This window comes from Thermovenabulum sp. (genome assembly GCF_049701175.1).
Lineage (GTDB): Bacteria > Bacillota > Thermosediminibacteria > Thermosediminibacterales > Thermosediminibacteraceae > Thermovenabulum.
On sequence record NZ_JBNATW010000038.1, the window covers coordinates 1 to 19,234 of the forward strand.

Here is a 19,234-nt window from a genome sequence, read left to right on the forward strand (position 1 = left end):
AATGCAATAAATTTGTGATAGAAATTAAAAAAAATGGTACAAAGCAAAAAGCTCAGTAAAGAGACAGGTGGAACTTTTAGAAGTTAACCGCACTAGCATATACTACAAGCCGTCGGAGACAGCAGATAAAGACATTGAATTGATGCACCTGATAGACGAGATCTACACTCGCTGGCCACATTGTGGCTACAGGCGGATCCGGACAGTGTTAAGGGATATTATAAAATTTGGAATGAATATGCATATTGTGAATTAAAATTTATAAAAGTTGTGAAAGAGGGGAGCAATTTGTTAAAAAGTGTATATTTAGCAGATGTCAACTTTCATGATCCGAAAATGATTGGTGTAGTCAAAAAGATTCTTGGGCAAAAACGGGTTTTTCAAAAAAATGACATGCAGATTAATCTTATATATTACAGGAATAATTGCTTATGTTTAAATGATGATAAGATAAAGTGTTATCAAAATAAGATAATTAAAAGGTACTATAGATATAACGATATACTAAGGGTAATAATAAATGGTGAATACGATTTTGCATATATTAGATATCCTTTTTCGGATATGAAATTCATTGAATTTCTTAAAAAGATTAAAAGCAAGCATATACCAGTGATTATTGAAATACCAACATACCCATATGATGGAGAAGTTAGAGGAGTAAAGGGAAGAATTCTTCATTTACTTGATAAAATCTACAGAAAGAAATTGAGAAGTTATGTTGATTATATAGTTACTTACTCAGATCATAGAGAAATATTTGGGATTAAGTGTATAAATATTTCAAATGGGATTGATATTGATTCGATACCTATCAAAAAATCAAAGAGTATTATTCAAAATAGGTTTAATTTAATTAGTGTTGCAAATGTCAGTCTATGGCATGGTTATGATAGAGTAATAAGGGGGTTATATGAATATTACAAAATGAAGAATGGTTTAGAAGTATATTTTCATATTGTGGGCGAAGGAGATCAATTACAAAATTTAAAAAGATTGACTAAAGACTTAGGGTTAGAAAAGTATGTTATCTTTCATGGAGTAAAAACTGGAAGTGATTTAGATGATTTGTTTGATGGAAGTCATGTAGCTATAGGAAGTTTATCAATGAGCAGAGTAGGATTGAGTTTTGGGAAAACACTTAAAGTTCGCGAGTATTGCACACGTGGGATCCCGTTTGTAATTGGATATGAAGATCCTGATTTTCCAGATAGTTTTAAATATATATTAAAAATTCCTGATGATAATACACCTGTGGATATTAATAGAATAATAGATTTTTTCGAGAATGCAATTAAGAATAAAGATTATCAATTAGAGATGAGGAAATTTGCAGAGGAAAATTTATCGTGGGATGTAAAATTTAAGCCAGTTATTGATGAAATAAAGCGGTTGATTGGTGATAAAACCGGATGATATATTGAGTCGAAGTATCCCTCTGATTTGAATTAAACCCTAAAGGATCAGAGGGAAATAGAAATGCTTGGGAGTGGGTCTATTATCATGATACACGAACTCAAAGCAAAAGCAAGAGTATTCGTGCAATCGCACGAGAAACAGGTCATTGTAGAAATACAATAAAAAAGTATCTCAGAGCAGAGGGTATCTCTAAAAGAAAACATCATTCCAAAAGAGGTTCAAAACTTGACTCCTACATAGATTATTATTTACATATGCGGCGAAAACTTTTTGTTATAGATGAAATAAGATATTTGCCTTTAGCTTGCTGGCCCCTCAAGAGAATTGGACTAAAACGTACAACATGCTAAAATTTCTCTTGGGGGAGGTCAAAGGCAATGGCAGCACATAAAAACTTTACCCTCGAAGAAAAACTTGCTATCCTTGCCGAGGCTGAAAGCTCTTCTACTACCAAAATTGCTGTATGTAGGAAGTATGGCATATCAAAGAGCACCCTAGATTACTGGAAAAAACATCTCCTGAACACTGAAAATTATCCCGAAGATGAACTTGCAAAACTCAGAAAAGAAAACGTTATGCTACGCTCAATAATTGTTGATAAAGACTTGGAAATCGCTTATTTAAAGGAATTATTAAAAAAAACGAGCCGGAGTTAAATGAAAAAATCGAGATCATCGAGAAGTTCAGAGCTCAGGGTATAAATCTAGACTTTCTCCTTAGGATTGCGGGTGTTCCGAAAAGTATGTTCTTTTACAAACCTCATGAAGAAAAATGTAGTTCAAGCCGAGGATTCTTTATTCCTGGCTTTTCAAGGACCAAAAATGGCGAAATTGTAACTGACGAAGCAATAAAGACGCTACTTTTTGACCTCGCCGAAGAATATCCACGATATGGATACAAGAAACTTACGGTTCTCTTGAGATTTCAGTTTGGCATAATGATTAACAAGAAGAAGGTCTACAGGCTATGTAAGGAAATGGACCTTCTCTTGCCAATAGAAAGGTACCATAGGCCTAAGGAATGTCCAATAGCCTTCAAAAAAGTTGCCGTAAATGCGCCAAATAGCCACTGGCAGATGGATATCACATACATAACCCTCTTTCCAAGGATTATTTTCGTTCCAGGTATCATAGATACATATACCCTGGAAATAGTGGAATATAAGGCAGGTTTTTCGATAACAGGTCGTGATGTTGTAAAAACAATTTTAAAATCCATGGTCACAAGGAATATTCAAGGAAATCTCACAATCCGGACAGATAATGGCCCTCAGTTTAAATCCAAGGAATTTCAAGAGTTTTGCAAACGCCAGGGTATATTACACGAGCGCATACCCGTGAGATCACCGGAGAGAAATCCGAACATAGAGCGATTTTTCAGGACATTGAAGGAGGAGTTTGTGGAGCTAAATGAATTTGTTGGGTATGGCTCGTTTATAAAAGGACTTGATAAGTTTATGATGGAATACAATACTTTAAGGCCCCATCAATCGCTGGGATATATGACGCCAAGCAAATTTTACGAAGAATTTTTAAGAAATAATGCGAGCCGGGGAGTACTAGTCGTTTAAGTCCAAATAACCGGGGGCCAGTACAATACTTACAAAGCAATAAAAGATTTAGGGAATGGGGTGAACTAATAGGAGACTCAGTTCTTGCAACTGCAATACTGGATAGGTTGCTGTACCATGCCCATATAATTAACATAAGAAGGTAACAGTTACCGTTTAAAATATAGATTAAAGACTGGTCTTTACGGTAGTCCAAACATTAAGGTTTAATTAAAAAACGCAGAGTGGGTCAATTTAAAACCGATGAAAATGGTTCAATTTTAATCCACTATTAACAATTGATAATTTTTACAAGCACTAAAAATATAAAATTAATCATAAAAGCGGCAAAGGATGGCTATAAAAGGAGATTGGGAAAGGTGGAAGTATTGAAATGAGAATATTATTTATAAATGTTCTATATGCCCCATTCATAGGTGGTGGAGCTGAAATTATTTTAAAAAATTTAGTGGAAGGTACACATGATATGGGTCACGAAGTAAAAGTTTTGAGTTTTTGGGATAAAGATGATAAGGAAGAAATTATAGACGGAATTACAGTTTATAGAGCAAAAATTCCTAATGTCTATTTACCATATGGGAAAATTAGACAGCCCTTTTTAAGGAGGAGGTTATGGCATATTTTAGACATTTATAATCCTATATCCAAGAAGATTGTACTAAAACAGATTAGAGATTTTAAACCTGATATTATATCAATTCACAATACTCAAGGTTGGTCTTGTTCTATATGGGATGCTGTGAGTGAATATAATGTGCCAGCCATACAAGTTCTTCATGATTTATATCTCTTATGTCCGACTAATATGTTTAAAAATAATGTTATATGTAAAAAACAATGTTTAACTTGTAAGCTAATGAGACTTCCTTGCAAATTAAAATCTAGTAACATAAAAGCTGTTGTTGGAGTGAGCAATTTTATTCTCAATAAATTGCTAAGCTACGGATATTTTAGAGATGTACCAATTAAAAAAGTGATATATAACTCTAGGAAACTGAGTAGTGTTATTGTTGAGAGAAAGACAGATCCAAGGTATGTAAATTTTGGTTTTATAGGTACATTAGCACCAAATAAAGGGATAGAAGTTTTATTGCGAGCCTATCATAAGATTAAAAAGCCAAACTATAAGTTATTTGTAGCGGGTGCTGGGAAACAGGATTATGAAGAATATCTAAAATCAAAGTACAAAGATGTTTCAATTATTTTCATGGGAAGAGTAGAACCTAGGGACTTTTTTGAGAAAGTAGATGTTACTATTGTTCCGAGTATTTGGTATGAAAACTTACCTGGAGTAGTTTACGAGTCATTTACTTTTGGAATTCCTGTAATTGGAAGTGACATAGGTGGTATACCAGAAATGGTTACAGAAGGGGTAAATGGTATGCTTTTTGACCCTTATAAGAAAGGAGATTTAGAGGAAAAATTGCTAAAATTTGAAAGCGAGATTTCAGATTGGAAGAATAAATCTGAAATCATAAAACAAAGTGCTCAAAAATTTTTGGACTATGAAGGATGGTTAAATCAGTGGGAAGAGTTGTATAAATTGGTTTCACTGGGAGAGATTAAATGATGGCAATGGAAAAGAATGCGGATATACACCTCAAGCATAAAAATCTTATGGAATTAATTAAGGTATTTATTTTTATTGTTACATCATTCATCTTAATTGTAATTCCTGTTTTTTTACCATTGGGATTTTGTCCTGACAGTTTGAGTTATTACACAACTATTAATTTTTCAGTAAGTCAATATAATTTTTTATCTTTCGAGCCTTTTTATTGGTTAATTGTATATATTAATCAAATATTGTTTAATGCGAATTGGACGTCATTTTTGTTATTTTTTAGTGTTACTTATGTAATCCTAAGTGTATATTTAATAAAAAGATATTCTATTTTACCTGTTATAAGTTTTATAATTTTTATGTTATTATTCTATCCAAACTTTGGATTAATCCAAATAAGAAATGGTGTCTCCATAGCATTTGTATGGTGGGCGTTATTTGATTTGCTTGAAAGTAAAAAGTTAAAATTTATAATAAAAATCATAATTGCTACTTTTTTCCATTATTCTTCCATAGTTTTTCTATTGGTATTGTTGCTTGATAAAAATCATATTAATAAAAAGTTTTACCTTTTATTGCCTTTAATTGGATTTTTGTTAGGTCAATATGTTTTTACTATCGAATTTTATCAATTTATCATAAATTATTTGCCCAGTTTTTTAAAATTTAAAGCACAGGGATACTTGGATTTTGTAATATACGGTCCGCAGGAACATAAATTAAATCGAATTAATATACTTAACATGTATTCTTTGTTTAACATAATGGTTTATTATTTAGGTTTAATGATTGGTTCAAACGATCGCTATTTTATAACTCTTGAAAAGATTTTAGCGTTTGCGATATTCTCGTTTTTTTCTTTTAAGACTATACCTGTATTTTCATTTAGAATTTCTAATGATTTTTATACATTTATAGTATTTTTAATTCCGTATATTCTAAAGAATTTCAAAAAAGAAGAAAAGTCTTTGGTTTATTATTCATTGGTCTTAATATTGATTCTACTCTCTTTGAATATTTATATAAGGCATGATCTCTTTAATTTTTCTTTGCTATAATTACCTACGTAAAAGGGGTTTTGCATATGAAATTATACATTGATGGTCTCTTTTATAAAGGCTCTGGAATAGGCAGATATTACGAATCTCTCACAAAAGAGTTTGCCAAAAGAGGCATAAAGATTTATACTTGCGTACCAAAAAGACTTAGAGATGATTTTGAAAAAGATTTTAAAGATGTTGCTGATAATATAGAGCCTATTTTTGTAGATTATGAGAAGTTTTCTATTAAAGGCTTATTTGAACAGTCTAAAATCTTAAAAAAATTAGAATCTGGTGTTGATTTATTCTTCTATCCACATGTTAATTTACCTTTTTATATACCGAAAAACACTATTGTAACAATACATGACTTAATACCGCTTACAAGTTTTTGGGATAGGAGTGAGATTAAAAGAAAAATATTTATTTTTTATCTAAAAAGAGCAATAACCAAATCTAAAGGCATTATAACTATATCTCATATTATAGAAAACGAACTTAAAAAATACTTTAGAAACTTACAAAACAAAGTAAATGTTATTTATGAGTTTATAGACGACAAATTTTATACCCCCAAGTTTGATCCAAACCCCATAATAAAGGATGATTATATTTTATTTGTAGGTAATAGAAAAAAGCACAAAAACTTGACAAATTTGATTTTGGCTTTTGACAAAATAAAAGATAAAGTAAAAATTAAACTTGTTATAGCAGGTTCTAAAGATAATAAAAACACAGAAGATGAAATTGATTTACTAATTAAAAATCTTAATTTAAAAGATTATATAATTGAAGTTTTGTCACCATCGGATAATAAACTAATAAATCTATATCAACATGCAAAGCTTTTTGTGTTTCCATCTTTGTTTGAAGGTTTTGGATTACCCCCACTTGAAGCAATAGCTTTAGGTTGTCCAGTAATAACCTCAAATATACCTGTATTAAAAGAAATTTTGGAGGAAAATATTGCCTGTTTTGATCCTTACAATGTAGATGATATAGCTGAAAAATTATTACAAGCGCTAACAAATGAAGATTTAAGATTTCAGCTTTTAAATGAGGGAAGAGGAAGGCTTAAATTTTTTGATAAAGATGAAATAATAAATGAATTTTTTGAGTATTTTAATAATTACCTTGGTACGTAATAGATGAGGGAAGTATTACACCTTGGTAAACTTTTTTCCAAAAGAGGATTAAATTGCCCTCTTTTAATTGATTTCTTTGCATGATTATACTCTCAAAGAATTAAGACAGATTTTCCTTGCTTTATGGATAGACATAAAAATCGAATTTTTGAGGATTTAAATATTTATTCGGAAAAAGGATGTAAAACTGAATTCTATGTCTTTGTCTTGCGATGATTTATCAAATGAGATAATAGAGTGGAATTATTTTCATGGTATTGAGGTGTTTAAACATGATACTGCAAGTAAATAAGATGTATTATCCTGATATTGGTGGAGTAGAAACAGTAGTGAAGCAATATTCGGAATATCTGAAACAATTTGATGAAGTCGTAATTCTTTGTATACATAGGAACTTTAGACTTAGAACTACTGTTGAAAAAATAAATGGGATAACAGTTTATAGATGTGCTTCATGTGGGACGTATATGTCAATGCCTATATCTTTAGCGTTTTTCTGGTATTTATTTCGTTTGTCTAAAAGAGCTGACATTATACATTTTCATGAGCCTTTTCCATTGGGTAGTATAGGGAGTTTATTAATAACTAAGTCAAAAAGGATATTTGTTACTTGGCATAGTGATATTGTAAGACAAAAGATTTTAAAAAAATTTATTGAGTTTTTCCAAAGAAAGCTTTGTGAAAAAGCAGAAAAGGTTATTGCCACTTCTGAAAGAATGATCGAATTTTCTTCGATTTTAAAAAAGTTCAGAGAAAAGGTTGTGATTATTCCGTTATCATTAAATAAGGAAGATTATATTAATATTAATAGTTTTGCAGAGACCAATTTAAATTCAGATTTGCTAAATTTACCTGCGAATTACGTATTGTTTTTGGGAAGATTATCATATTACAAGGGTTTAGATGTGTTATTAGATGCTATAAGTATTGTAAATGAAAATATACCCTTCGTAATTGCAGGTGATGGAGAATTAGCAGGAAGTGTTAATGAAAAAATAAAAAAGAGCAATAAGAAAATATATTTTATAAATAGACATGTATCGGAAGAAGAAAAAAAGTATCTGATTATGCATTCAAAATTCTTGGTTTTTCCTTCAATTCTACCAAGTGAGGCATTTGGAATTATTCAACTTGAAGCTATGGTCTATGGCAAACCAGTAATAAACACAAATTTACCGACGGGGGTTCCATGGGTTAGTTTAAATGATGTATCAGGGTTAACTGTAGAACCATCTGATGCTTTTCAACTTGCAAGGGCTATTGAAAAACTTTATTTTGATGAAGAATTATATAAACGTTTATCAAAAGGTGCTTTGGATAGGTTCAACAAATATTTTGATTCAAAAGTTACAAATGAATTATTATATAGTATATATTTCAAAACAAATTGTTCTTCTTAGTTTGGTACGTATAGTTAATTAACTCAAGGGGGATGAATTCATGATAAAGGGATAATACTAGCAGGAGGTTCGGGGACAAGATTATACTTGTTAACAATAATGACCAGCAAGCAGTTACTGCTAGCATATGGCAAGCCGATGATTTACTGCTCATTATCTACACTTATGCTTGCTGGAATAAGAGATATTTTGATAATTACCTCATATAGTTTATTGAATTTCAAGAACTTTCAGGTAGTGAAAGCCGCTTTAGAATTAGTTATATTTTTAGAGAAAATATTTGAATTAGAAATCAGTGGAAGCTTTAAATGGGGGAGTTTTTGCTGTAATAATTAATTTTAAGGGGAAAATCTAAATTTTACAAAAAATGAGCGAAGGCTATTTTTGATTTATCTAATATCTTTGCATTAACTATACATGCTTGACAAAACATAACCATAGAAGAAAATATATTTTTGCATTAACTTCATTGCATGAAGGGCTTCCAAGAGCAATAATGGAGGCAATGGCAGCAGGTAAACCTATTATTGCCACAAATGTAAGAGGGTATAGAGATTTAGTTATAGATGGTGTTAATGGGTACTTAGTTCCTGTAAATGATATAGAGGCAACGGTTAAAGCAATTATAAAATTGACCGAAAATAAAAATTTGAGGGTTAAAATGGGAGGAGAGGGTAGAAAAATTATACAGGAATTATGCCATTGAAAAAGTTTTGAAAGAAATGGATGAGATCTATAGGATGTATGTTTAAAGTGTTTATTACATATTTTGAGGTGTCACCATTGCAAAAAACCGCCTTTATATTAATGATTATATCAATACTATCCAAATTTCTTGGCTTTGCAAGGGAAACGTTTTTATCCTATTTTTACGGTGCATCAAGTATAAGCGATGCGTATTTGATATCCCTTACCATCCCTGCAGTAGTTTTTTCCTTTTTAGGAAGCGGGTTGGCTACAAGCTATATACCTCTTATAAGCGAAATATTGAAAGAAAAAGGGGAAAAAGCTGCAACCAGGTTTACAAATAACCTCGTGAATTTTATTATACTGATTTCAAGCTTTCTTGTAATAACGGTTTTTATATTTACTACTCCTATTGTAAAGCTTTTTGCATCGGGGTTTAAGGAGGAGGCTTTAAGGATAGCGGTTGCTCTTTCAAGGATTACCGTTTTCGGGATTTATTTTACAGCACTGACTTATATTTTTAACAGCTTCCTTCAGTTAAATGGGAATTTTGTCATACCTGCCCTTATCGGGTTTCCTTATAACATTGTGATAATCTTTTCTATAATATTGAGCAGTAAATTAAATAATCTTCTCCTTCTTTCCATCGGAAGCGTTATTGCCATAGCATCCCAATTTTTATTTGTTTTACCCTTTTCCTATAAAAAAGGCTTTAGATACGATTTTATACTTGATTTCAAGGATGAATACCTGAAAAAGGTTTCGATTTTAACCCTTCCCGTTATGCTGGGGACATCGGTAAATCAAATAAATGTCCTTATAGACAGGACCATAGCGTCGGGAATAATAGAGGGCGGTATATCCGCTTTAAATTATGCAAATAGGTTAAACGGATTTATTCAGGATATTGTTGTATCCTCCTTGGCTACGGTTATGTACCCTCTTATAACCAAAATGGCAGCATCTAATGATGAAGAAAACTTTAAAAAAACCCTTGCTGAAAATATAAACCTTATAAATCTCCTTATTGTTCCGGCAACTGTGGGATTGATTATTTTTTCCGTGCCTATTACGAGGCTTGTTTACGGTAGGGGAGCCTTTGATGAAAGGGCTGTGATATTGACTTCGGGGGCACTTCTTTTTTACTCCTTGGGTATGGTGGGAGTTGGTGCAAGGAACATCCTCTCAAGGGCTTTTTATTCCATGCAGGATACTAAAACGCCCGTGATAAATTCTATCTATGCGGTTATTATGAATATTATTTTAAACATAGTTCTTTCAAGGTTCATGGGAATAAGCGGTATTGCGCTGGCTACGAGTATTTCAAATCTTTTCTGCACGGGGCTTTTGTTTATCGGTTTGAGGAAAAAGATAGGCCCCTTTGGGGTAAAGAATGTGATTATTACTTTTTTTAAAATATCGATTGCTTCTTTGATAATGGGGATTTTAGCGGGATTTTCATATATGAAATTGTTAAGTTTTTTGGGACAAAATTTATCCCTTTTGGTTTCTATTATCATTGGTGCTTTTTCCTATTTCTTAATAATAATTTTTATGAAAATTGAAGAAGTCGAAACCCTTTTATCCAAGGCAAGGAGGCGTTTTTTATGAAGATAAAAAAAGCGGTTATTCCTGCTGCAGGGCTTGGGACGAGGTTTTTACCTGCAACCAAGGCTCAGCCAAAGGAGATGCTTCCTATCATAGACAAGCCCACGATACAGTATATTGTGGAGGAAGCGGTAAAGTCGGGCATAGAGGAAATACTTATAATCACCGGCAGGAATAAAAGGGCTATTGAGGACCACTTTGACAGGAATGTGGAGCTGGAGCTTGAGCTGAAGAAAAAGGGAAACGGCGAGCTTTTAAAGCTTGTTGAGGATATATCAAACCTTGCGGATATACACTACATAAGGCAAAAGGAGCCGAGGGGGCTCGGGCATGCGGTTTACTGTGCAAAAACGTTTGTGGGAAATGAACCCTTTGCGGTGCTTTTGGGTGATGATGTCATAGATTCAGAGGTGCCCGTACTAAAGCAGATGATCAAGGTCTATGAAAAATATAACTGCAGCATTATAGGGGTGCAGGAGGTAAAAAGGGAAGATGTGTCAAAATATGGGATAATAGATGCAAAGCCCATAGATGAAAGGATTTACAAGGTGGAAAATCTTATGGAAAAGCCTCCCGTAGAGGAGGCGCCTTCGAATCTGGCGATACTTGGGAGGTATATTATAACCCCCAGGATTTTCGAGATCCTCGAAAATACCAAGCCCGGCAGGGGCGGGGAGATCCAGCTCACCGATGCTTTAAAGGAGCTTTTAGACTATGAAGTTATTTACGCTTATAATTTTGAAGGAAAAAGATATGATGTGGGGGATAAAATGGGATACCTTGCGGCGACGGTGGAGTTTGCGCTAAAAAGAGAGGATTTAAACGGAGTATTCAGGGATTATTTGATAAATCTTATTTGTAAAAATTAGCCCGCTTTTGAAGCGGATTTTTAGGTTTTTGGTCTAAGCTCCAGACATTAAAAAAAAATTTATTTACAAGATTTTAAAAAGATTTTAGTAAATTTTATGATATAATTAAGTAGGAAGGGGTATAATTATGGAAAATGAGTAAAAAAGAAGTTATTACGCAAATTTAGCTCAAATTGAACTTGGCTTTTATGATATAAGAATATCTTTCGGAGAAAAGAAAAAAAGAAATCCAGAAATTGCCGATGAGGATATAGATGTAAGAGTTATAATGAGCCCACAACATGCAAAAGAATTTGCTAATTTATTGATGCAAAATATAAAACAATACGAAGAAATTTTTGGAGAAATAAAAATTCCTTCAAATGATGATAAAAACAAGAATAACAGCTAATTTTAAAAAGATAAGAATATGTTATTTATGAGAGGGATAAAAAATTTATGAATGATGCAGAGGTAATTTTTACTACATACGATCCATTGAATAGACAAATAATATTAAAGAGCGATACATGGAGCAACCATATTAGCAAGCATAGTGAAGTAACACCTGATGATATCAGGACGAATATAGAACAACCGGTTTATATAATAAAAAATGTTAAACCCTTAGAAGACGGAAGTGCACAGATAAAAGTGGATGAAACACGACAAGATTACATAGGATTATTTAAAAATACTCAAACTCAGCGTTTATATATTATAAAAACTATAGTTGAATTTAACTCTACTGATAGAGGAGAAGTGGTTACTAATTATATTTTGAGAAAAGCTAGTGAAATCAAATTAGATGGTGGTGTAGTTTATGATATGTACAAAAGTAAGAATTCCTAGAGAGGCCTTTGTGTACGACTACGACCGGAAGTACGATATACTTAATATATTTATTGATAAACCTGATCCTGCAGTGTCTGAAGAAATATATTATGGTGTGTATCTTTTCATCGATGAGCTTACTGATACAATAATTGGAGCTTCAATTATGGATTACAGCAAGCGTGATAAAGAATATATCAGGAAGATATTGCCTTTTGATATTGATTTTAATTATATTAATTCTAAAATAATAAATTAAAATTAACTATGATATATAAAAAGCTGCGCAGATAAAATGCGTGGCTTTTTTGTATACAATATAAGTGATATAGGGGATAAGATGGGATACCTTTAAGCGACGGTGGAATTTGTCTTTAAAAACGGGAGGATAAACGGGGACTTCAGGGATTATTTGGTTAATTTGCTTGGAAAGTAAAAGCCCGCTTTTTCGCGGGCTATTTTTCCAGGAGTTTTAAAAACTCATCAGGAGTAATTGCTTTATTAGTTAGTTTTAAAAATCTTTCATCTCTTGTTACTATATAATCGGCTTTTATTTTTTTTGCACACTGTAACTGGAGTGCATCTTCAAGATCGTTGAATTCTGAAAATCTAAGCGCTTTTTCTATGTCTTTTTTTGCGATGCTTACCGGCTTTGCAATTTCCATTAAGGTAGTTATAGCTTCTATACAGATTTCAAGAGAGAGTTCTTTTCTTAAAAAGTAATAAATATCGGTTATGGCAAAAGAGGCTATGAAAGCCTCTATTTTTTCTTCTTCGGATAATTTAAAAATTTTATAAGCTGCCTCATCAAAAAGCTACATTTTCAAAAATATGAAATATATTTCATAAAATAAGCTAAAAAATAATAACTATAATTTATATTTTTATTGTAAAAATCATAAATACGGTTATAATATATATAGGAGGTGCATAATATTGGCAATTGTAACTCCTGATAACATACTTAAATTGCTTTATTCATATAACCCGTGGTGGCGAAATGGAAAGATACCCGGAGATTTTGTAAAGCCTGTAAAAAGGATAGCATATTATGAAACCATGAAAATGTTTATACATCCCGAATTAAGACGGTTCGTAATTCTTTCGGGGGCGAGGCGTGTAGGAAAGACTACGATACTTTATCAAATTATTGAAACTTTATTGGAAAAAGGGATTGAACCAAGAAAAATAATATATATTTCCTTTGATCATCCGCTTTTAAAATTTTGTAGATTAGACGATATAATTGAAATTTATGAAACAAATATATCATCATCGGAGGATGCTTTTCTATTTTTTGACGAGATTCAATATGCTCCAGACTGGGGAAATTGGTTAAAGGTATATTATGACACAAAACCTAATTGGAGAGTTGTTGCGACAGGTTCTGCAAGCCCTGTATTGGTTCAAGGTGCCAGCGAAAGCGGTGTAGGAAGGTGGACCGTCCTTCATGTTCCTACGCTTTCTTTTTATGAATATTGTGAACTTTTAAATGTAGAGAGTAAGCTTACTGAGTTTGTAAATGACATATTAGAATTAAATAGGCTAAACAGGTATGAGATAAATAATATTATGAATGCTCTTTCTCCGCTGCAAAGGTATTTTTTTCGTTATTTAATTGTTGGGGGATTCCCCGAATTAGCTTTGTCGAAAGATGATTTTTTTGCTCAAAGGATTTTGAGGGAGGATGTAGTTGATAAAGTTTTGAAGCGGGATATACCATCCTTATTTAATATTCGCAATGCTTCGGTATTGGAAAAGGTATTTTTATATCTTTGCTTTAATTCATCAAATATAATAAATATAGCTACTATGAGCAAGGAGCTTGACAATACACCTTCAGCAACTTTATCTAATTATATAGAGTATTTGGAAGAAGCGAATCTTATATATATTAGTTACCCGGTTAGTCTTGACGGAAAGCAAATATTAAAAGCAAAACCAAAAATTTATATTGCTGATGCTGCAATAAGAAGCGCAGTTTTAATGCTGGATAATGTGCTGATTGAACCGGAAGAGATGGGAATAATGGTTGAAACCACGGTTTATAAGCACTTAGTTTCTTATTATAACCGAATAAGGGCGAAGATTGGATATTATAGAAAGACAGGGGGTAATGAAAAGGAAGTGGATGCTGTTGTTGAGCTTCCCCAGGGGAAGGTTCTTTTTGAGGTGAAATTTAGAGAAAACCCCGTGATTAAGGAAAGCGATGCGATTATAGAAATGTCTAAGAATAGCAGTGAAGTAATCGGTTCATTTATAATTACCAAAAAGGCGGAAGATTACGGGAAGTTACCTGTAGATACAAAAGTCCCAGTAATGCGCATACCTGCTTTTGCATTTTTGTATATTTTGGGTTATTTGGAAAAAATAAAGTTTGCATGTAATTAGTAAAGGATTTTTCTTTAAAAAATTGTTTGTAAATTTTATAAATGGTAAAATTATACTAAGAGAATTTTTTTATTAAATGAATGAACTGTATAAATAGAGGTGAAAAGAGTGAAAAAGCTTCCCATCGGGATACAGGATTTTAAGAAACTGGTTGAAGGGGACTATATATACGTGGATAAAACTAAATATATATACGAATTGGCCTCATCGTCAACGCCGTATTTCATATCAAGGCCAAGGAGATTCGGGAAAAGTTTGACGGTGTCAACGTTTTTTTATTTGTTTAAGGGAGAAAAGGAGCTTTTTGAAGGGACTTATATATACGATAAATGGGAATGGAAAGAATATCCCGTTATAAAGATAAGTATGACCGAGATAAACTCAACGGATTCAGATAGTGTAGAAAGAACGTTATTGTTGAAGCTTGAAAGGATATATGAAGAGTATGGTTTAAAAGTTCGCACGGATGATATAATAGTGAGGTTTAGTGACCTTGTGTATGAGTTATCAAAGAGGGGGAAAGTAGTCATATTAATAGATGAATACGACAAACCCATACTTGATCATATAATGGAACCAGAAATAGCAAAAAGGTAAGGGAAATACTGAGGCTTTTTTATTCAACGATAAAAGATTTGGACCCGTATTTGAGGTTTGTGTTTATAACGGGGATATCAAAATTTACGAAGGCGGGGATATTCTCTTCTTTGAATAATTTGAATGATATAACCATAGATAGAGAATACTCTCAAATGATGGGGTATACGCAGGAAGAGCTTGAAAGGTATTTTAAAGGATATATAAACAAGGTATCGGAAGAATTGAGTGCTACAAGAGATGAATTATTGGATAAGATAAAGCATTATTACAATGGTTTTTCCTTTGATGGGGAAAATTTTGTATATAATCCCTTTTCTATATTGAATTTTTTTAGCAAAAGGAGGTTTGACAATTATTGGTTTGAAAGTGGAGCACCATCGTTCTTGGTTGAGTATATTAAAGAAAATAAGGTTAAGATAGATGATATAATAGGAGAGTATGTCAATAGCTATGATTTGACGACGTATGAGATAGAGAATGCACCCCCGAGTATTTTTTTCGTTCAATCGGGGTATTTAACATTTAAGGATAGAAATGAAAAGAAAGGATATTTACTTGATTTTCCGAATAAGGAAGTAAAGGATAGTTTTTCTAAACTGATTATGCTGGGAACGTAATGTAAATTTGGTAGGAATAGCGATAGACGAGGAAAAGCGGAATTTAAGGGAGTATAGTATAGAGAGGATTTAAACTTATATTACATCTGCCCTATTTCACCATTTACCTATTTTTAGGAGTATAAAAGACAGCAAAAATTCGGCTTCTGGGGTGGATATAATGAATAAAAAGTTGCCCATCGGGATTCAAAGTTTCAAGGTAATAAGGGAAGAACCTTATTACTACGTTGATAAAACTTTTTTTGTCAAGAAACTTGTTGACAATGGGAAGTATTATTTTTTATCCCGACCCAGGAGATTCGGGAAGAGCTTGTTTGTGGATACGTTAAGATGGGCTTTCCTTGGCAAAAGGGAATACTTCGAAGGCCTTTACCTTGAAAATAATTGGGATTGGGATAAAAAATACCCTGTAATATCTATCAGCTTCGGGAGCAGCGGTGTAAGTAATGTTGAAGATTTAAAGGTAATGGAAAAAGAAATAATACTGAGAAACTGCAGGGAGTACGGAATCGAATTAGAATTCGAATCTGTTACCGGGAAATTTTTTGAACTAATACAAAAATTATACGAAAAGTATAATGCTCAGGTCGTTATACTTATAGACGAATACGATAAACCGATTCTGGACCGTATTGAAGAAAAAGAATCGGCTTTGGCAATCAGGGAAGAGCTTAAAAGTTTCTATTCCGTAATAAAAGATGCGGACCAATATATTAAATTTGTTTTCATAACGGGGGTAAGCAAATTTTCTAAACTATCCTTATTCAGCGGCTTAAACAATCTGCAGGATATAACTTTAAATCCCGAATATGCTGTCATTTGCGGTTATACGCAGCAGGAATTTGAAAAGGTATTTTCGGATAGATTGCAGGGGGTTAATTTAAAAAAGGTAAGGGAATGGTACAATGGCTACAAATGGCTGGGGGAATCCGTTTATAATCCTTTCGATGTTCTTTTGTATCTGAGCGAAAAAAACTTCCGCCCTTTCTGGTTTGAGACGGGCACTCCTACTTTTTTGATCAAACTGATGATTGGCAATAAATATTACATACCTTCCATGGAAGATTTAGAAGCCGGAGAGGAACTTATAGGCAGCTTTGATGTGGAACAAATTTATGCTGAAAATCTTTTATTTCAAGCGGGATATTTGACGATTAAAGAAAAGCTTGGGAACGAGGGGTTAATAAGATACAGACTCGGTTTTCCAAACTTAGAGGTAAGGTATAGCCTCACAAATCATTTATTGAATTATCTTGTGGAGGACTACAGGAAAAAGGAAATAAATAGAACCGCTCTTTTTAAATCGGTTTTAGAAAACGATTTTGAAAAAATGAAGGAAGTTTTCTACTCATTTTTTGCTTCGATACCTGCGGAATGGTATAGGAAGAATGATATTTCCGGGTCCAAAGGATATTATGCGAGTATTTTTTACTGTTATTTTTCATCCTTAGGGTTTAAAGTAATTGCTGAAGATGCAACAAATTATGGGAAAATAGATATGAGCGTGATTATTAATAAAAAAGTGTATATATTTGAGTTTAAAGTTTTAGAATATATTCCACAGGGTAGTGCACTTTCTCAATTGAAGCAAAAGAGATATTTTGAGAAGTATTTGGCAGAATATGAGGAGATATACCTTATTGGAGTGGAGTTTAGCAAGGATGAAAGGAATATAGTGAGTTTTAATGTGGAAAAAATTAAATGAAAATTAGCCCGCTTTTAAAGCGGGCTTTTAAACTATCTTACACCTCCCACTTTTTCCCTTTAAAGCAATACCTGCTTTAACGATATTGCTAACCCTTTCCCTTAAATCTACCTCGTATCTTTTTTCTTCAATCTGCTCCAGGGCTTTTAAAGCTGTTTTTTCTAAATCCTCATTATCTGATACTTTAAACTCTATTATTACAGCTCTTGGCAATTTTTTATCTATCACAACAACATCATATCGCCCAAATCCGCTTTCCCTTTCGGATTTTACCTCAAATTAAACTCTCTTTCAAAGGCTTTTTCATCTTTATTAAATAAGTGTTCTAACAACTGCCCTATTTTGGGGTATTCTATACCAAATCCTTTAAGCCAGTTTAATATGGTTGTTTTATAAAAAGAAAGCACTTCTTTATTGGGTGGGATGAGCTTACATACCCATTGGCCAAAATCTGTATTAAGCTCTTTTTCTTTTGGAGTTAGATATCCTCCGAATAAAAACAGCCCCCACATTGCGCTTTCGTTTATTTTTCCGTTTTCGTATTTTAAGTCCCTCAGAGCGGATGTGGATTCTACCATTTCTGTAATGGGTTTACCGTTTAAAAGTTGTTCTATTTTTATTTTTATTTCAGAAGTGCTTTTCAGGATTAATTCTCTAATTAAATCATTGCTGGAGGTATTTATCCAGTAAGGCTGTGTTATGTTACGTCTAATGCATTCTATAACGCTCCATGGGTTGTATATGCCGTCGGTATTACCGAATTTGTATCCGTTATACCATTCCTTTATTTCTTCATATCTATCCAGCATGTTAAAGTCTGAGAGCATTTTCTTTACTTCATCGTCGGTAAAGCCGAAGTAGGAGGAATAAAAGTCGTCGAGGACTGTGTATACTACGAGGTTGTTTAGTCCTGAGAAGATGTCCTCCTTTGCGACCCTGTAGACACCTGTTAAGAGCCCTTTGAATAAAGATGTGTTTCCTTTGAGGGCAGCGGTGAGCATACCCCGCATGAAGTCAACTGCTTTTTCGTAGTATCCATTTACATATCCGCTTTCTATGGGAACGTCGTATTCGTCTATGAGGAGGATTACTTTTTGATTCCAGTGAATTTCGAGATATTTGGTTAACCTTGAAAGGCTATGCCTAAATTCGTTTTCTTTTAGCTCTTTTTTTAATAAGGCTTTTATGTATTCTTTGTCAAAATCCAAAATTTTTTCACTATTTATAAGGTAGATGTGTTCTCTATAAGCGTTTTGCAAGGCTTCAAAAATGGCATTAAAAGTGTCTTCCCACGAGTTTGCTTTTGCATCCTTAAAAGTGATGTGGATTACCGGGTATTTATTCATATGTTTTGAAGCGATGGGGTCATCGTATATCTTCATGCCTTTGAAAAGGTAGGAATAGTCTTTTTCATTGGAAAAGAAGTATTTAATCATGGAAAAGTTGAGGCTTTTTCCGAATCTTCTGGGGCGGGTAATTAGGATTGCGTTTGCGCCGTCAAGGAGCAGGTCTTTAATGAGCCCGGTTTTATCGACGTAGTAGTAATTTCCCTCGATTATGGTTTTAAAATCATCTATACCTGAAGGTAAAAGCAATTTATCACCCCTTAATGTTTGGTTGAGATTATTATATCACAATTCTTGATTGGTGGGTTTTATTTTAGATATTTACCGATGCGCAGCTTGAATTCTGTTGAAGCTGTTGATATTATAACGTTTTTGGCTAAAATTATAAATACAAAATTAGCTAAAATGTTGTATTTCTGTGATAATGTCATATTAAAATTTCTCAGTGAAAATGTCACTT

General features: G+C 32.9%; 16 protein-coding genes and 6 pseudogenes. 19 read left to right on the forward strand and 3 right to left on the reverse strand.

Annotated elements, in window-relative coordinates; all coding sequences use genetic code 11:
• The first annotated feature begins 288 nt into the window (after nucleotides 1-288).
• From ACPLVF_RS10830 to ACPLVF_RS10905, 16 genes and pseudogenes are all read left to right on the forward strand, one after another.
• Entirely contained in the window at nucleotides 289-1,416 is a 1,128-nt protein-coding gene (locus ACPLVF_RS10830) for a glycosyltransferase (protein WP_424907851.1), read from the forward strand.
• Nucleotides 1,417-1,479: 63 nt separating this feature from the next.
• A pseudogene (locus ACPLVF_RS10835) lies at nucleotides 1,480-1,661 on the forward strand (IS21 family transposase); the annotation flags it as partial.
• A gap of 135 nt (nucleotides 1,662-1,796) precedes the next feature.
• Nucleotides 1,797-2,075, forward strand: coding sequence for a transposase (locus ACPLVF_RS10840; RefSeq protein WP_424906908.1), 279 nt, complete (start codon nucleotides 1,797-1,799; stop codon nucleotides 2,073-2,075).
• Nucleotides 2,076-2,116: 41 nt separating this feature from the next.
• Nucleotides 2,117-2,989, forward strand: coding sequence for an IS3 family transposase (locus ACPLVF_RS10845; protein ID WP_424906968.1), 873 nt, complete (start codon nucleotides 2,117-2,119; stop codon nucleotides 2,987-2,989).
• Nucleotides 2,990-3,018: 29 nt separating this feature from the next.
• Nucleotides 3,019-3,199, forward strand: a pseudogene (locus tag ACPLVF_RS10850) (ATP-binding protein); the annotation flags it as partial.
• A gap of 163 nt (nucleotides 3,200-3,362) precedes the next feature.
• Entirely contained in the window at nucleotides 3,363-4,559 is a 1,197-nt protein-coding gene (locus ACPLVF_RS10855; protein ID WP_424907852.1) for a glycosyltransferase family 4 protein, read from the forward strand.
• Nucleotides 4,556-5,611, forward strand: a complete 1,056-nt coding sequence (locus tag ACPLVF_RS10860) for an EpsG family protein (protein ID WP_424907853.1) — start codon at nucleotides 4,556-4,558, stop codon at nucleotides 5,609-5,611. Before ACPLVF_RS10855 ends, ACPLVF_RS10860 begins: the two co-directional genes overlap by 4 nt.
• Nucleotides 5,612-5,637: 26 nt before the next feature.
• Entirely contained in the window at nucleotides 5,638-6,738 is a 1,101-nt protein-coding gene (locus ACPLVF_RS10865; RefSeq protein ID WP_424907854.1) for a glycosyltransferase family 4 protein, read from the forward strand.
• Nucleotides 6,739-7,010: 272 nt separating this feature from the next.
• The gene (locus ACPLVF_RS10870) at nucleotides 7,011-8,138 is read left to right on the forward strand and encodes a glycosyltransferase (protein ID WP_424907855.1); all 1,128 of its coding nucleotides are present in this window, start codon (nucleotides 7,011-7,013) and stop codon (nucleotides 8,136-8,138) included.
• A gap of 99 nt (nucleotides 8,139-8,237) precedes the next feature.
• Nucleotides 8,238-8,363: pseudogene (locus ACPLVF_RS10875) on the forward strand (sugar phosphate nucleotidyltransferase); the annotation flags it as partial.
• A gap of 271 nt (nucleotides 8,364-8,634) precedes the next feature.
• On the forward strand, nucleotides 8,635-8,844 hold the full coding sequence (locus ACPLVF_RS10880) for a glycosyltransferase (RefSeq protein ID WP_424907864.1): 210 nt from the start codon (nucleotides 8,635-8,637) through the stop codon (nucleotides 8,842-8,844).
• A 38-nt stretch (nucleotides 8,845-8,882) separates the two neighbouring features.
• Nucleotides 8,883-10,436: a murein biosynthesis integral membrane protein MurJ gene (gene murJ / locus ACPLVF_RS10885; protein WP_424907856.1), complete on the forward strand. Its 1,554-nt coding sequence runs from the start codon at nucleotides 8,883-8,885 to the stop codon at nucleotides 10,434-10,436.
• A complete protein-coding gene (gene galU / locus ACPLVF_RS10890) occupies nucleotides 10,433-11,302 on the forward strand; it encodes a UTP--glucose-1-phosphate uridylyltransferase GalU (RefSeq protein ID WP_424907857.1) in 870 nt (289 codons plus the stop codon). The genes murJ and galU overlap by 4 nt, the downstream gene beginning before the upstream one ends.
• Before the next feature lie 157 nt (nucleotides 11,303-11,459).
• Nucleotides 11,460-11,693: pseudogene (locus tag ACPLVF_RS10895) on the forward strand (DUF3467 domain-containing protein); the annotation flags it as partial.
• Nucleotides 11,694-11,740: 47 nt separating this feature from the next.
• Entirely contained in the window at nucleotides 11,741-12,133 is a 393-nt protein-coding gene (locus ACPLVF_RS10900) for a hypothetical protein (RefSeq protein WP_424907858.1), read from the forward strand.
• 10 nt (nucleotides 12,134-12,143) lie between these two features.
• Nucleotides 12,144-12,374, forward strand: a complete 231-nt coding sequence (locus ACPLVF_RS10905; RefSeq protein ID WP_424907859.1) for a hypothetical protein — start codon at nucleotides 12,144-12,146, stop codon at nucleotides 12,372-12,374.
• Between the two features lie 196 nt (nucleotides 12,375-12,570).
• Here the strand turns inward: ACPLVF_RS10905 and ACPLVF_RS10910 are convergent.
• Nucleotides 12,571-12,927, reverse strand: a pseudogene (locus tag ACPLVF_RS10910) (type II toxin-antitoxin system VapC family toxin); the annotation flags it as partial.
• A gap of 124 nt (nucleotides 12,928-13,051) precedes the next feature.
• Here ACPLVF_RS10910 and ACPLVF_RS10915 point away from each other — a divergent pair.
• The 3 genes and pseudogenes from ACPLVF_RS10915 (at nucleotide 13,052) to ACPLVF_RS10925 (ending at nucleotide 17,428) form a co-directional block, all read left to right on the forward strand.
• Nucleotides 13,052-14,506: an ATP-binding protein gene (locus ACPLVF_RS10915; RefSeq protein WP_424907860.1), complete on the forward strand. Its 1,455-nt coding sequence runs from the start codon at nucleotides 13,052-13,054 to the stop codon at nucleotides 14,504-14,506.
• A 171-nt stretch (nucleotides 14,507-14,677) separates the two neighbouring features.
• Nucleotides 14,678-15,723, forward strand: a pseudogene (locus ACPLVF_RS10920) (AAA family ATPase).
• 160 nt (nucleotides 15,724-15,883) lie between these two features.
• The gene (locus ACPLVF_RS10925; protein ID WP_424907861.1) at nucleotides 15,884-17,428 is read left to right on the forward strand and encodes an AAA family ATPase; all 1,545 of its coding nucleotides are present in this window, start codon (nucleotides 15,884-15,886) and stop codon (nucleotides 17,426-17,428) included.
• Between the two features lie 27 nt (nucleotides 17,429-17,455).
• Here the strand turns inward: ACPLVF_RS10925 and ACPLVF_RS10930 are convergent, their stop codons facing one another.
• Nucleotides 17,456-17,656 carry a PD-(D/E)XK nuclease domain-containing protein gene (locus tag ACPLVF_RS10930; RefSeq protein WP_424907862.1) on the reverse strand — a complete coding sequence of 67 codons (201 nt, stop codon included), beginning with the start codon at nucleotides 17,654-17,656 and terminating at the stop codon, nucleotides 17,456-17,458.
• A gap of 41 nt (nucleotides 17,657-17,697) precedes the next feature.
• Complete coding sequence (locus ACPLVF_RS10935) at nucleotides 17,698-19,023, reverse strand: AAA family ATPase (RefSeq protein ID WP_424907863.1); 1,326 nt, start codon at nucleotides 19,021-19,023, stop codon at nucleotides 17,698-17,700.
• Between the last annotated feature and the right edge of the window lie 211 nt (nucleotides 19,024-19,234).

Coding starts and splice junctions, on each gene's coding strand:
- ACPLVF_RS10840 (WP_424906908.1), top strand. CDS start 1,797: ATGGCAGCACATAAAAACTTTACCCTCGAAGAAAAACTTGCTATCCTT.
- ACPLVF_RS10855 (WP_424907852.1), top strand. CDS start 3,363: ATGAGAATATTATTTATAAATGTTCTATATGCCCCATTCATAGGTGGT.
- ACPLVF_RS10860 (WP_424907853.1), top strand. CDS start 4,556: ATGATGGCAATGGAAAAGAATGCGGATATACACCTCAAGCATAAAAAT.
- ACPLVF_RS10865 (WP_424907854.1), top strand. CDS start 5,638: ATGAAATTATACATTGATGGTCTCTTTTATAAAGGCTCTGGAATAGGC.
- ACPLVF_RS10870 (WP_424907855.1), top strand. CDS start 7,011: ATGATACTGCAAGTAAATAAGATGTATTATCCTGATATTGGTGGAGTA.
- ACPLVF_RS10880 (WP_424907864.1), top strand. CDS start 8,635: ATGGAGGCAATGGCAGCAGGTAAACCTATTATTGCCACAAATGTAAGA.
- murJ (WP_424907856.1), top strand. CDS start 8,883: ATGTTTAAAGTGTTTATTACATATTTTGAGGTGTCACCATTGCAAAAA.
- galU (WP_424907857.1), top strand. CDS start 10,433: ATGAAGATAAAAAAAGCGGTTATTCCTGCTGCAGGGCTTGGGACGAGG.
- ACPLVF_RS10900 (WP_424907858.1), top strand. CDS start 11,741: ATGAATGATGCAGAGGTAATTTTTACTACATACGATCCATTGAATAGA.
- ACPLVF_RS10925 (WP_424907861.1), top strand. CDS start 15,884: ATGAATAAAAAGTTGCCCATCGGGATTCAAAGTTTCAAGGTAATAAGG.